This window comes from Streptomyces sp. DH10 (assembly GCF_029813805.1).
Taxonomy (GTDB): Bacteria; Actinomycetota; Actinomycetes; order Streptomycetales; family Streptomycetaceae; genus Streptomyces; species Streptomyces coeruleofuscus.
Window position 1 is genome coordinate 412,761 of record NZ_JARVKU010000006.1, and the last position, 12,172, is coordinate 424,932.

Sequence of the window (12,172 nt, forward strand, 5' to 3'; positions counted from 1 at the left end):
CGGGCCGCCCTGGTCGGGGCGGCCCGCAAGCCAGGGCGGACGGCTGGTCAGTGGGTGACGGCGACGGTGTAGTCGGCGTCCAGGACGGCGAGCGCGGCACGGATGGACGCGCGGGTCTCCGCGCTCGGGACCGAGTAGGGGAAGTCCAGGGCGAGCACCGCGTCGTCCAGGTCCTCGTCGGTCATCGGCAGCGTGTATCCGCTGCGGTAGAGGGCGACGGCGGTCGCGGTGGCGACACGGACGCGGTTGTAGGCGATGGCCTCCCCGGCCGTGACGTCGGTGCCGAGCGCTTCGCGCGCGGTGGGCGGCAGTTCCGCGATCCCGGCGGCGAACCGGCGGGCGGGAATGCGGATACGTGCCGGTCGCAGGGCGCGGCGCAGCGTTCGAAGCATGGCAACTCCTGGGGCTGGAAGGGGGAAGGGGGCCGTCACCTGGTGAAAGAAGTGGGGGAGGTGGCGGCGCCCCCCGACTCACTATTAATAATAGTGTAAGTCAGGAGGGTGTGAACCCACCCCTGACCTGCACAAACGAGGAAGCGGGCGAGTCTCCGTGCGGACGGTCAGAGCTGCGGGGCGTACGCGGCCAGGGACTTCGGTGCCGCGCTGGTATACATGCCCTCCAGGCCCGACGGGGCGATCAGGCCCCAGGTGAAGGTGGCGGTGTCGGCGTAGAACTGCCCGCGCCGGGGGTGCGGCGGCGCGTAGGCGCGCAGGGCACCGATGCCGTAGACCTCCAGCGTGCCGGGGAGCAGCGCGTCGCGCTGCTCCCCGGTTACGCCCGGTCCGTACTTGTCGAACTGCTCGTCGGCGACGACGGCGAGGACGGGGCTGAGATCGTCCTCGATGGGGCCGAACATGCTGCGCCAGTGGGCGAGGTCGGCCATGGCCTCCGCGCGGCTGGCGCGGGTGCCGCGGTACTTCACACCGTCGCGGTGGTCGGCGAACTCGTCCGTGTCGTACAGCCACGCCTCGAACTGATGCTCCGAGTACATCCCGACGCCGTTGTGGCGGCGGCGCAGGAACCCGAAGGGCTCGCCGTCGACGGTCACGGGGTGGCGCTCCGTGCAGAACTCGCAGGTCACGCCGACATGGTGCAGGAAGCGTTGCAGCCGGGGGAAGCGGGCGAAACGGGTGGCGCAGTTGCAGCAGGTGTATACCTCCCATCGGGAGGGGCTCGCGACCGTGTCATGGCGGCAGCGCGGGCACTGGTAGGCCTTGTTGCTGTACCAGTCGATGACCGGCATCGGGTTCCCTCGCACGGCAAGCTCCTCAGAACTGGATTCGGGGGAAGGGTGGGCCGTCGCCTGGCGGGGCGGGGTGCCGGCACGGCGACGGCCCGGGCTCACTATCTATAATAGTGTGAGCCGGGTTGGTGTGAACCCCCATCTGACCTGCTGGTTTGCTTGCAGTACTTCCGGGCCTTGTCAGTGCCGGTGGGCTGACGGCGTGGCGTCCGGTCCGAGGTCCGGCGGTGCGCAGTAGTCGACGTCCGATTCCGGGGAGACAAGGTCGCCGGAATCGGCGTCGGTGCAGTAGGCGTCGAAGACCTCGCCTGCGGTGAGGGGTTCGAAATCTCCCGCGCGCAGCCGCCAGCCGTAGACCCGGTCCGGGGCACTCGGGGCGGTGGTTCGCATGACGAGTCCGCCGGGACTCTGGGTCGCCAGACCGAGGGCCAGCACGGTCGTGAATTCGAGGGCCTCGGTCGCGTTGAGCTGGCTCGTGCCGTCCGGGTCCGCATCCGCGTGAAGGACGGCGACCAGGGTTTCGGGTGCCCCCGAGACGCTGCAGACGAGGTGTCGCTTACCCGTCGGGGCCGTGTCGAGCATGCTGGCCAACAGGCCCGATGCCCGGGTGAAGGCCGTTCGGCCGATATCTTCGCCGCAGGATGTGCAGGCGCCGAGCCGGGCCAGCAGCGCGGAGGCGTACTCCCAGGTGGCCTGGCGGACGGCTTCATCGGCCAGAGCCGGGATCAGGTCGGCCAAGGGCTGGCCGTCATACGGGATGGCCGGGCCGGTGGTGGCGACTTCGGCGGTGAAACGGGCGCGGCTGGACGGGGTGTCGGGGTCGAGACCGGTGTCGGTGCAGAAATCGGCGTACTCCTGCGGGTCGAATAGGGCGACCGTGGTGTGGGCGCCCTGGGAGGCGCGGCTGCTGAGAAGGTCTTCGACCGATTGCAGGTAGGTCGCGAAGTTGGCGAAGGCGAAGGTGCGGTAGTGCCGCATGGCGCGGAAGTCGTGCTCGTCGGTGAGCAGGCCGATGGTGCCGGCGACTTCGCGGCGCAGGACGCGGAGCATGGTGTGGCGGTCGGTGTGCGCCGTGTTGCCCGCCGCGCGCGACAGGCGCTCGGGGGACTGGGGTGCGTGGGTCATGTGCGCGCCTTTCTCGTGGGTGAGTTGAAGGGAGCCGCTCGTGCCCGGCAGGGCGGCGGCAACGAGCGGCTTGCGCTGGCCGGTCGCCGGGGACGTCATGAGGTGGTGGTCCACAGCGGATAGCCGGACCGGATCTCGACGGTCCAGCCGCGCCCCTGGAATACGGGCGTGTAGGGGGCACCGCAGTGCTCGGTGACCATGGAGCTCACCGCCCCCGCGTGAACTCGAGGTCCGTGAGCTCGGAGGCGTCCTCGATCGTCGCGCACGGCTCGTCGGCCGTGATCGAGGGGCCCATGCCGGTGGGCGGGTAGTTGTACCCGAACATCTGGCCGTCGGCCTTGATCGTGTGGAACATCCATTCGCACCGCTTCATGGGAACCTTCCTGAGGCAGGGGCTGTCGGGCGTAGGGGGGCGAGCGGCTGCCGCCTGGGAGGCCGGGCGGGGGCTCTCCGCCTCACAACTTCAATAATAGTGTCTTTTGTGCGGGTGTGAACCATCCCCTGACCTGCAATTTGGGTGCCCGGTCCGCTCGGATCATCCGTCCTGGGCGTCGGCAGGGTCGGGGCTCCAGCGCATTCCGTCGGAGGCGAGCGAGGCATCCGCGGGCACGGTCCCCCGAAAGTGGCGGTCGTTCGGCTCGTCGTCCTGGGCGTGGGCGTCGGTCCACTCGTCGGCCGCCTGCTCGGCACCGAGGGCACGGAGCATGTCGGCCAGAGCGTCCACTTCGGTGCATCCGAGGCTGGCGGCGACGTCGGACGTGATGACGGTGGTGCACCATGCGTCGGTGAACGCGTCGGCGACGTCGGCCGGGATGCTGACGGTGTCGGCCATTATGTGCTCCGGTGCGCGGTCAGGTGGATGCGATGTGCGTGCCTGCGAGGGGATTTGAACCCCTGACCACCCGCAAGTGGGGCCGCTCTACCGCTGAGCTACGCAGGCTTGGGGCCGCCGGTGCGGCGGCCGGGTGATGGTCGGTCAGCGTCCGGCGATCTCGCGAAGCCGCTTCAAGGCGGTGGGCGCGTCGACGTGCCAGAACGTCTCGCTGGGCTTCAGGCCGAGAGCCTCGGCGGCAACGTCCCAGATCAGGCGGCGCTCCTCACCTCGCTCCGCGTAGACGCTGGCGAGTTCTTCGTACTCGTCGCCGTTGTCGTCCACGCCGGTGACCTCTGCCTCTTCCTCGGTAGGCAGGGATACGAGCGTCCAGCCGGTCACGTGCGCCGCCCATCCGGCTGCGCACAGCTGGGAGCCGCACGTCGGAGCCTCCTCAGGGGGCAGCCGGATGGCCTCGGGCAGCCACGCCCAGAGATCCATGCTGAAGACGTCGGGCTGCGCCTCGATGGCGTCCAGGACGGCAGACGCCACATCGGCGGGTGTCTCGGGCTTGGGGGCGACCTCGGTGTCGGTCATCGCAACTCCAGTCATGTGGAACAGCGTTGGAGTAGTGCTGATGGGACTCGAACCCACGACCTCAGGACTTATAAGATCCGCGCTCTACCAACTGAGCTACAGCACCACGGTGTTCGGTTGTGAGGGCCGCGCCCCTCGTTCCGGTCGGGAGGGGCGCGGTCTCCTGCTGGGGGCCGGGCTGGGGAAGCTGCCTCGGCCGTCAGGTCTGTTGGGGGGCGCCTGCGGAGGTGGAGCGGTGTCGGTGAGTGGCAACCCCTCTCTACTACTAATAATAGTGTGTTTTGGTTGAGAGGGAACCCACCCCTGACCTGCGCTTCTTACTCCTGTGACGTCTGGGTGAATGCGGCCAGCATGCGGGTCACGGAGCCAGGGCGGCCGGACGCTTCGACCTGCACCCAGTTGCCGGAGGGACCGACGAGTGCAGTGACGCTGTCGACCTGGACGGGGCCGTGCTCGCCGGGCGGCCTGGTGTCGTACTCCCAGGTGATCCGGGTGCGCCGGTACTGCTCCTCGACCCGGGCTCCCGGGAGTGCGCCGGCCACGGCTTCGGTGACGGCGCGGCGGCCGGCTTCTTCCGCCTTCTGCTGGGCGGCGAGCTCGGCGGCCTGCTGCGCGGCCTCGGCGTGCAGCGGAAGCAGCCGCCGGGTGATCTCGCGTGCCACGTGGTGGGCACTGCGGGCGGTAACCCCGATCGACGGTGCGGTCATCTTGGTCTCGTCCGGCAGGGCGGCGTAGATCTTCAGCCGCTCGGGGCGGCGGCTGTCGGGCTGGCACAGGCGCAGGGCGCGGCCGTCGCCGTCGATGATGAGCCGTCCCAAACCGCGGTCATAGCCGGTGAGTTCTGCCGTCCGGCAGTGCGTACCCAACTCCCGCGCCACCTCGGAGGCGAACGCGTCCAGCTGCTCCTGTGTCGTCAACTCCGGCGGCATGGCGCCTCATTCCTTCGGTCGGCTGTAGGGCTGGATTCCGGGGCTCGGAGGGTCCAGCAGCGGTCAGGCTCACGGTGTGGCGCTGTAGAGCTTGCGGTGCTGGGCGTTCAGCCGCGCGGCCTCTGCGGATGCCCCGGCGCGGGTGGCGTGGTGCTGCGCAATCACGTACATGTGGTTGATCCGATCCCAGATCACGAAACCCTCGGGCTCCGGTGCCGCGCGCAGCGCGCGGGCGGCGGCGGTGTACTGCGCGGTGCGTTCGGCGTCCCCGAACGAGGGCTCGGGCGCCGGTGTGGAGCTCTCACTGGTGGCCCCCTGGGCGCCAGTCTCGAACAGCTCCGCCATGAGGTGCAGTTCTGTTGACGGGACCTGGTGCGCGGCGCGGACGTTGTAGCGGTTGTGTTCCACCGTGCGCCTGCGGTCCTGGTAGAGGGCGGTCAACTCGTCATCGGTCAGTTGTGCCACCTCGGCGGCGACGGGCAGAAAGCCGAAGGGGTCGGTGTCCGTGCCGCCCTCGGCCGTGCCGATGCGGTGGTCGGTTGCGGTCACCCATGCGCGCAGGTTCGTGCGCTGCAAGTCGGTCGGCGTGAACAGCGGTCCGCCCGCGGTGAACCTCAGGGCGCGGTCGATCTCGCGCATGGTGTGGGGGATCCACCCGAAGTGTTCGGCGCCGGACGCGATGGTCTTGACGGTGGCGATGATCGAGTGGGCGGAGGTCACGTGCGGGGTTCCTTCCTTGATGTGTGTCGGCGGTGTACGCGGCGAGTGCGGGGCGGTGTGCCGGATCGCCGCCTTCGCGGTACGACGTGGGACCTTCTCAGTCGCTCGGCTGGTCAACGGGGCGCTGGCCGTGCGGTTGGTCGCGGAGCTCGGCGTCGCGGCGGGCATCGGCGGCGGTGTAGCCGGTGTCGCACCACGCGCGGCACAGCTGGCCTGCGGGCGCGCCGCACGTCTCGCAGGGGTCGTCGAAGTCCTCCGGGCGCCACGGGCGCAGCCGGCCGTCGGACACGGCTTGTCTCCTTCCGGGCGGTGGTGAGCGGTGCGGGCGGTGAGCCGGACGGGTCAGGGCGTGGCGGTCCACAGCGGGAGGCCGGTGGTGGTGCGGGCACTGATGCCCGGGCGCACTGAACCGTCGCGGTAGTCGGACACCCGCACGTAGCCGCCCCGCTGGGTGTCGATGCGGACCGGGGAGCCCTCCCACTCCCACCGCTCGATGAGTTCGGCGGGGAGGTTCTCGATGTCGTCGGCCTCCACCTGCACGGCCCACGCGGTCAGCTCCTCGCCGTACTCCTGCCGCCACTCCTTCAGGACGGTGAAGAGCTGGGCGAAGTCGTCGACCAGGGCCAGGGCGCGCGCCTTGCCGGGGGCGGGGTCCTCGGCGTAAGTCGGGACGTCGGGGCGGGTGCGCTCACCGAGGCTCATCAGCCAACGCGTGATCAGAACATCTCCCTTGTCGGGTGGGCGGGGCGTGTGGGTGAGGGGCGGTGCGTCAGGGGCGCCCGGACGGCTTGGGCTTGCGGTAGCGGTACAGGAAGCGCGCGGCCCATTCGCGGCTGGTGAAGCCGGGGATGCCGCCGCCGCTGCCGGGGCGGTTGCCGGGATACTCGGCGACCCACGCACAGACGCCGTTCGGGTCGAACCAGACGACCCCGTAGCAAGTGCTGAGGTCCTGGGGGTCAAGGACCTGGTAGCCGAACGAACCGGTGTTGGCAGTGAACCTGAACTTCTCGGCCACGGTGGCTCCTTCGGTCGGCTCCGGGTGCGAGAGGGGGCAGGGCGGTCCGGTCGCCCCCTCTCGCACTTCTAATAATAGTGTCTTCCTGTGGGGTGTGAATCCACCCCTGACCTGCGGTTTCCCCCCGTTGTCAGCGGGCGCCGACCAGGGCCGGACGGCGGCCGCGCGGACGCCTGCGCTGCTGCTCACGCAGGGAGTCGGCTTCCGCCTGGGCGCGGCGGGCACGCTCGTGCTCTTCAGCGGCCGCGTCGACGCAGTAGGGGGCCCACCACTGCACCCCCCTGATCTTCTGGGTCAGCGAGTGGGGAACGTCGGCCAGCATCAGCAGCAGGACCGGGTGCGGGGAAAGGGCGAGCCACCGTGCGGCGGTCCACCAGGCGGCCACTGCGGCTCGCCGGGCAGGGATCGCGGCGCGGGCTTCGCGCTCCAGGCGGGCGGCCTCGCCCTGGTGGTAAGAGGCGGACCAGGTGAGGAAGCGCAGCAGGCCGGGGGTGTCGCGCTGCCGTGAAGCCTCCAGGATCGCGGGCAGATCGGCGCGCTGCGCGACGTGCTCGGCGCAGCCGCGCAGGACGGCGGTGAGTACCGCGGCTGTCTTCTCCGACGGCGGGTGATCGGCGGCGGAGGACAGCGGGTTTACCGAGACCTGGGGGCGGTCGGTGTTGTCGCGATAGAGGGTCAGGCTGCCGTGGTAGCCGGTGCGGCCGTTGGCGAGTCGCGGGAGGTCCTCGTCGGGGGCGGTGGTCTTGAAGGCGTTCACGGGGCCGAGACAGGCGCGTACGGCGGTGAACTGGTCCCAGTGGCGGGGGTGGGTGGTGCCGGTGACGTGCACTCTGCCGCGCATCGCCCCGCCCAGCTCGAACACCACGGCGTCGGCCTCGCGGGGGCCGGCGGTGGCGCGCACGGGGCCGGCGGGCGTGTCGATGGTCAGGCTCGGGCTGGTCATGGGCTGCGACTCCTCGGTGCTCGACTGGGCTGGGGGCCTGCCGCCCCGCGCTCGCCGAAGGGGAGGGCGCGGGCGTCGGGGCGGCAGGTCTTCGGCCAGTGGCGCGCTGGCCGGGTCGACCGTCCGCCTCCTGGCGAGCGGGGCGGACGGCGTTCATGGGCTCTTTGGTGGCGGCCGGTCGTGCGGGTGAGCGGAGGGGTATCGAGGGGGGGCTCTACGCCTGCCGCACGGGGTATGTCCAGCACCCCGTGCCGTCGGCGGCATAGCCGCTCCACATCCCGTGCTCGGATTCCATGCGGCCGCACTTGGGGCACGGCAGCCCCCACGAGCGGGGCTCGCCAGTCGGCTCGGCGGTGTAGATGGCCTCTCGGTCCCAGGGAGCGCCCCCGGGCTCGAACCTGACGGACGCATCCGGCATGAGGTGTGCCCACCCTGCGGGCCAGCCGACGGGGGGCTTCCTGCGGCACCGGGCGATGGCCTCCCGAACGGTCCGCCCGCGCCACAGCTGAATGACGCCGGTCGGGCTGGTTACGCGGTAGGCGGCGGCCGTCACCTGCTGGTCCGGCCGGTTGATCAGAATCCCGGACATCCTGTCGGGGACGAAGGTGACGACTGAGTGATTGCGGGTCCGGCGGTACCGGATCACTCCACTGTCCGTCATGCACGCTTCGCTGCACAGCCAGAAGTTGAGGTTGCCCCGTAGGAAGCTGTCGATGTTCCTTCCGCGAACGGTGCCGCTGTAGCCTGCGGTTTCCGCCGGGAACTGTCCGGCGCGGCCTACGACCTGGGTGTAGGTCACGTGGATGTCCGCGCGGTCCATGTGGATGTACGAGCCTGCCATCCCCCATGCGGGCACGTGGTGGGCGATGATCCGGGTGCCAGGAAGGGGCTGCCCGGCGGGGATGTCCTCGTAGCCCGTGGGGTTGGTGCCGCCGCCGTTCGTGGCGGCGGGGGGCGTGTCAGGCATGCGGGCACTCCTCACCGTTGTCGGGGAGCTGAGGCAGGACCGGTGCGTCGTAGACCTCGCGCCGTACGGCGGAGACGCCGGGGCACGGGGTGACGGCCTGCTGGAGGTCGTCGGTGTTCATGGGGTGCAGCCATCCGTCGCGCACGGTCCAGCCGCACGCACGGGGGTTGGGGTCGGCGGCCGTGGTGGCGATCACAACGGCGCTGCGCATGGTGCTGCCCTCCAACGCGAACACCAGCAGCGCGCGTAGGGCACAGAACTCCACTTCGTCGAGCACGGCCAGGCGGATCGGATCGGTGCCGATAGAGAGATCGGCTCGGCCCGTGGCGAACACGTCGTCGGTCCGCTCGGCCACGAAATTGAGCGTGTGCTGACCTTCGCCGAGTGCCTGGAAGACGGCGGCAAGGGCGGTCAGGGTGCGGTCCATGGCGGCCTGGATGGCGGCGTCGCCGGGGTAGACGAGTTCCGGGCGTGACGGCATGAGGGCTCCTCCTGGGAGGGGGCGGTGAGTGTCGGTGGCTGGCAGCGCGGGGCGGTGGGCGCACGGGGGCGCCGGCCACATTCCGAGCCTTCTGAGGCGCAGGGCCCGTCGACCTGTCGCTCTGTTGCCATGTGGCAGGCGGGGCGGGTGCCCTGCGCGCCCGGTGAGGGCTGGGGGCGCTCCGCGCTTTGGGACGGTGGGCCCGTGCGGGCCGGGCTGGGGGAGTTGCCCGGCCCGCACGGGGGTCTGTCAGCCGTGGGCGGCTGCGGCCGTGAGGGCGGGAACCGCGAGCGCTTCCAGGGCGGCGGCCTGGTCGGCGTCGGTGAGCGTCTGCGCGGTCGACGTGACGGCCTGCATCACGCCCCCGGCCGTCATCTGCCCGCCCCGGACGAAGTGGGACAGGATCCTGTCCTTGGCCTCGGCGCCGATGCTGAGCGACTTGGTGACGTGCTCGATGGTCTTCGTCGGCTCGGCCAGTTCCTTACCGGCGGCGGCCTCCATCTCGTGAACCTTCGCCTCGACGTACTCCCGGGACAGGAACGTGCGCACGGCGTCGGCGGTCTTGGACGTGATCAGCTCCAGCGTCTTGCGCTGGGTCTGGCCGGACCAGGACACCACGCCCTCATCCTGCTTGCCTCCGAGGTGTACGGCGCGCATGACGTCCTTGGTCATGGTCAGGCCGTTGCGGCAGACCTGAATGACCGCGCGCGGGGTGATCGTGTACGCCCCGGCTCCGACCTCGCTGTTCGTGATGACGAACCCGGCCGAGATCATCGGGAGTTCGTCACCGCTGCGGCCGTCGAACGGGGACCGGTAGCCACGCAGCAGGTTGCGGGCCTGGATCGCGACCGCTTCGGACTCGACGCGCACGTACATGCGGCGGTCGGTCAGGTCACACCCGGTGATCTGGGTCGGGTGCTCGGCCTGCTTGATGCCGTCCAGCGCGGCCAGCAGCATGTCGAAGTTGTCCATGCGCTTGTAGCTGTCGGACAGCAGCGCGCGGGCCACGCCTTCGGCGGGCGGCATACCGGGGCCGTTCTCGCCCCGGAACGCGCGGAGCATGAAACGGCGCTCCGGCTCGTGCTGCATCCACGCGTTGACGTTCTCGTCCAACAGGGACACGTTCTCGGCGCGCATGCGGCGCAGGTAGGCCAGGGGGATGCGCAGCTTGTCAGAGATGCCCTCATCGGCGACGGCGGTGGGCTTGTAGATGCCGTCGACGTCCGTCACGCCCTCTTCCGAGATCTGGCGCTCCACGCCTTCGACGTGCAGGTTTCCCTCATGCATCCGCAGCGCGGACCCGGAGACGATCACGTCCAGCTTCTGGCGCTCTTCGTGCTCCAGGATGCGAATCAGGTCGTTGATGTCGGCGTTCCGGGCACCGGTGGGGGCTACGTTCGTAGCGCGCTCGGCGAACTGCTGAGTCATGCGGTGTTCCCCTTCGTTGTTGGTCTCTGCGGGTCGGGGGGCCGGAGCCACCGGCCCCCCGAACAACTTCAATAATAGTGTGTTTCAGGGGTGAGTGAACCCACCCCTGAACTGCACACTTAGACTAGCGGCGCGCGGAACTCGGGAAGCGGCGTCAGGCTCTGCCGCCGTACGTCCCTGACAGCAGGCACCGGAATGCCGCCGATCACCTCGCACAGGTCGTAGCGGACGCTGTGAGCCGCTCCGACCGGTCCGGCCTCCGCCTTGATTGCCCGCACCCAGTAGACGCCGTGACGCCGTGTCAGGCTCCCGTGATACCTGACCTTCTGCCACAGGACCGGTCCGGCGTCCTGCGGGTCAAGGATCCGAGCCACTGAGAGCGCAAGCTGATTCGCCACCCGCTCGGACAGCAGCAGGCCGATGAACGCGACGTCAATGGTCTCCGGGGCGACCGGAACATCGGCCATGGCGGGGCCGGTGTGGCCGGTGCGCACACCCATGGCCCAACCCAGCTCGAAGAACGGCCGGATCACGTCCAGCTGTTCGGGAGACACCCTCAGAGCGTCCGGGTCGCTCTGGCTGCGCGCCATTTCCCGCAGTGCGTAACGGGCCTGCTCCTTCTCGGCGTCCGTGAGCGGGGCTCCGGCTTCCTGGGCCTGCTCTGCAATCCGCGTGTTCTCCATGGTCCCTTTCCCTTTCGTTGATGCCGGGTGGAAGGGGGCGCCCCAACCGGGGCGCCCCCCGTGCGGATTACTTCAGGAATCCGTTCGACCGGAGGAACTCGGCCGTGATGAGCGCGATTCCGTGGGGCTTGTAGATCTGCGGGAATCGGCGCAACTCAACCTCCATGCGCCCCGACTTGTCAGGGTCGATGAATTCCTGTACCAGACGGTAAGGCTCCTCACCCGTCGGCATTTCCAGCACGACCGGACCGGCGGCCTTGGTCTCGAACCGAATGCCGGTGTAATTCCGGTCGGTGTTGTGCACGATCTTCACCCCTGCCCGCGCGCACAGCAGCGGCAGGAAGTTGGCGATGGTGCGGGCCTGAATTGCAAGCTCGGTCATGGGCGCGTCTGCGCCGCGCACTCCGCGAACGATCCCGTCGGTGATCGTAAGTTCCACGTTCTTCCCCTTCGTTGGTCCCTTGCGGTTCCTAGGGTCGCCTCCCCCAGGACTTCAAATAATAGTGTGTCTTCCGGTCTGAGGGAACCCCTGTTGCGCTGCGAGTTGCGCTGGATGTTGCGCCATGGTGTTGCGGTAGAGGTTGCGCTCGATGTTGCGCGGCCCGATTCCGGGCCTCAGCGTCACTCCAGGTCACCCCAGCAATCAAGCGTGGTACGCCTGCTGACATCCCCTCTGCGGCCGCTGCTCCCTGCCCAAGTAGAAGAGAGAAGGGGGGTGGGGCGGTGGTCGGTGCGGCGGCGTCGGGGATCGGGGTGGGGTTGTCTCTGTGTTGCGCGTCGGCCTGGGGCCGTCGCGCGGGTGGGGGTGGAGCCGGTCCGGGGCTGGCTGTGGTGGTGGGGTGGATGGTTGTGGTCTCTCCCTGTCTGTCTCCTCTCTCTCCCTCCTCCTTCCTGCCGGAGGCAGTCCCCTTCCTCTCCCTCTCCCACGGGCAACTGGGACCCGGAGGGGACCGGTTGCCCTCTCTTGGTATTCCGTGATTTACTTTTCTCACGGAATACCAATCAAATACCCCCGGCTTTAAGGGAATCGGAGATTCCCCCCGAACCTCGCCGCAGAAAAAGGAATATGACGCACGCTCAACCCACACCCCAACTCAAACCCGAACTCCCCACCCGCACAACAAAACTCGGCACCCGGATTTGTGCCGGAGGCACAAACCCTATTCGCCCGTCTTTCCGTGCCGGAGGCACGCAGGGTTATGGAATGGCCGGAGGCCAATTCCATAACCC

At 69.4% G+C, this 12,172-nt stretch carries 17 protein-coding genes and 2 tRNA genes; all 19 read right to left on the minus strand.

Annotated features, from left to right (window positions below):
* Window positions 1-47: 47 nt before the first annotated feature.
* Complete coding sequence (locus QC385_RS16380; protein WP_279542041.1) at window positions 48-392, minus strand: hypothetical protein; 345 nt, start codon at window positions 390-392, stop codon at window positions 48-50.
* Between the two features lie 167 nt (window positions 393-559).
* Window positions 560-1,258: a hypothetical protein gene (locus tag QC385_RS16385; protein WP_279542042.1), complete on the minus strand. Its 699-nt coding sequence runs from the start codon at window positions 1,256-1,258 to the stop codon at window positions 560-562.
* Between the two features lie 165 nt (window positions 1,259-1,423).
* Complete coding sequence (locus QC385_RS16390; RefSeq protein ID WP_279542081.1) at window positions 1,424-2,368, minus strand: hypothetical protein; 945 nt, start codon at window positions 2,366-2,368, stop codon at window positions 1,424-1,426.
* Between the two features lie 205 nt (window positions 2,369-2,573).
* Complete coding sequence (locus QC385_RS16395; RefSeq protein ID WP_279542043.1) at window positions 2,574-2,741, minus strand: hypothetical protein; 168 nt, start codon at window positions 2,739-2,741, stop codon at window positions 2,574-2,576.
* A gap of 162 nt (window positions 2,742-2,903) precedes the next feature.
* Window positions 2,904-3,200, minus strand: a complete 297-nt coding sequence (locus QC385_RS16400) for a hypothetical protein (RefSeq protein ID WP_279542044.1) — start codon at window positions 3,198-3,200, stop codon at window positions 2,904-2,906.
* A 39-nt stretch (window positions 3,201-3,239) separates the two neighbouring features.
* A tRNA-OTHER gene (locus QC385_RS16405) sits at window positions 3,240-3,308 on the minus strand.
* A gap of 36 nt (window positions 3,309-3,344) precedes the next feature.
* Window positions 3,345-3,776 (minus strand): hypothetical protein, encoded by a 432-nt coding sequence (locus QC385_RS16410; protein WP_279542045.1) that lies wholly within the window; start codon window positions 3,774-3,776, stop codon window positions 3,345-3,347.
* Window positions 3,777-3,808: 32 nt separating this feature from the next.
* Window positions 3,809-3,882 (minus strand) — tRNA-Ile (locus QC385_RS16415).
* A 211-nt stretch (window positions 3,883-4,093) separates the two neighbouring features.
* Window positions 4,094-4,705 carry a hypothetical protein gene (locus tag QC385_RS16420; protein ID WP_279542046.1) on the minus strand — a complete coding sequence of 204 codons (612 nt, stop codon included), beginning with the start codon at window positions 4,703-4,705 and terminating at the stop codon, window positions 4,094-4,096.
* A gap of 69 nt (window positions 4,706-4,774) precedes the next feature.
* Entirely contained in the window at window positions 4,775-5,425 is a 651-nt protein-coding gene (locus tag QC385_RS16425; RefSeq protein WP_279542047.1) for a hypothetical protein, read from the minus strand.
* A gap of 97 nt (window positions 5,426-5,522) precedes the next feature.
* On the minus strand, window positions 5,523-5,714 hold the full coding sequence (locus tag QC385_RS16430; RefSeq protein WP_279542048.1) for a hypothetical protein: 192 nt from the start codon (window positions 5,712-5,714) through the stop codon (window positions 5,523-5,525).
* A 53-nt stretch (window positions 5,715-5,767) separates the two neighbouring features.
* Window positions 5,768-6,127: a hypothetical protein gene (locus QC385_RS16435; RefSeq protein WP_279542049.1), complete on the minus strand. Its 360-nt coding sequence runs from the start codon at window positions 6,125-6,127 to the stop codon at window positions 5,768-5,770.
* A 67-nt stretch (window positions 6,128-6,194) separates the two neighbouring features.
* Window positions 6,195-6,440, minus strand: a complete 246-nt coding sequence (locus QC385_RS16440; RefSeq protein WP_279542050.1) for a hypothetical protein — start codon at window positions 6,438-6,440, stop codon at window positions 6,195-6,197.
* A gap of 130 nt (window positions 6,441-6,570) precedes the next feature.
* Complete coding sequence (locus QC385_RS16445; RefSeq protein WP_279542051.1) at window positions 6,571-7,383, minus strand: hypothetical protein; 813 nt, start codon at window positions 7,381-7,383, stop codon at window positions 6,571-6,573.
* Between the two features lie 214 nt (window positions 7,384-7,597).
* Entirely contained in the window at window positions 7,598-8,350 is a 753-nt protein-coding gene (locus QC385_RS16450; protein ID WP_279542053.1) for a hypothetical protein, read from the minus strand.
* A complete protein-coding gene (locus tag QC385_RS16455; RefSeq protein ID WP_279542054.1) occupies window positions 8,343-8,831 on the minus strand; it encodes a hypothetical protein in 489 nt (162 codons plus the stop codon). The genes QC385_RS16450 and QC385_RS16455 overlap by 8 nt, the downstream gene beginning before the upstream one ends.
* A gap of 249 nt (window positions 8,832-9,080) precedes the next feature.
* Window positions 9,081-10,259, minus strand: coding sequence for a DUF932 domain-containing protein (locus tag QC385_RS16460; RefSeq protein WP_279542055.1), 1,179 nt, complete (start codon window positions 10,257-10,259; stop codon window positions 9,081-9,083).
* Window positions 10,260-10,378: 119 nt separating this feature from the next.
* The gene (locus QC385_RS16465; protein ID WP_279542056.1) at window positions 10,379-10,942 is read right to left on the minus strand and encodes a hypothetical protein; all 564 of its coding nucleotides are present in this window, start codon (window positions 10,940-10,942) and stop codon (window positions 10,379-10,381) included.
* Between the two features lie 67 nt (window positions 10,943-11,009).
* Complete coding sequence (locus QC385_RS16470) at window positions 11,010-11,381, minus strand: hypothetical protein (protein ID WP_279542057.1); 372 nt, start codon at window positions 11,379-11,381, stop codon at window positions 11,010-11,012.
* Window positions 11,382-12,172: the final 791 nt, after the last annotated feature.

Excerpts from the sequence above, each read along its gene's own strand:
- QC385_RS16420 (WP_279542046.1), bottom strand. The coding sequence starts at position 4,705 with ATGCCGCCGGAGTTGACGACACAGGAGCAGCTGGACGCGTTCGCCTCC.
- QC385_RS16380 (WP_279542041.1), bottom strand. The coding sequence starts at position 392 with ATGCTTCGAACGCTGCGCCGCGCCCTGCGACCGGCACGTATCCGCATT.
- QC385_RS16465 (WP_279542056.1), bottom strand. The coding sequence starts at position 10,942 with ATGGAGAACACGCGGATTGCAGAGCAGGCCCAGGAAGCCGGAGCCCCG.
- QC385_RS16410 (WP_279542045.1), bottom strand. The coding sequence starts at position 3,776 with ATGACCGACACCGAGGTCGCCCCCAAGCCCGAGACACCCGCCGATGTG.
- QC385_RS16400 (WP_279542044.1), bottom strand. The coding sequence starts at position 3,200 with ATGGCCGACACCGTCAGCATCCCGGCCGACGTCGCCGACGCGTTCACC.
- QC385_RS16460 (WP_279542055.1), bottom strand. The coding sequence starts at position 10,259 with ATGACTCAGCAGTTCGCCGAGCGCGCTACGAACGTAGCCCCCACCGGT.
- QC385_RS16445 (WP_279542051.1), bottom strand. The coding sequence starts at position 7,383 with ATGACCAGCCCGAGCCTGACCATCGACACGCCCGCCGGCCCCGTGCGC.
- QC385_RS16450 (WP_279542053.1), bottom strand. The coding sequence starts at position 8,350 with ATGCCTGACACGCCCCCCGCCGCCACGAACGGCGGCGGCACCAACCCC.
- QC385_RS16455 (WP_279542054.1), bottom strand. The coding sequence starts at position 8,831 with ATGCCGTCACGCCCGGAACTCGTCTACCCCGGCGACGCCGCCATCCAG.
- QC385_RS16390 (WP_279542081.1), bottom strand. The coding sequence starts at position 2,368 with ATGACCCACGCACCCCAGTCCCCCGAGCGCCTGTCGCGCGCGGCGGGC.
- QC385_RS16435 (WP_279542049.1), bottom strand. The coding sequence starts at position 6,127 with ATGAGCCTCGGTGAGCGCACCCGCCCCGACGTCCCGACTTACGCCGAG.
- QC385_RS16395 (WP_279542043.1), bottom strand. The coding sequence starts at position 2,741 with ATGAAGCGGTGCGAATGGATGTTCCACACGATCAAGGCCGACGGCCAG.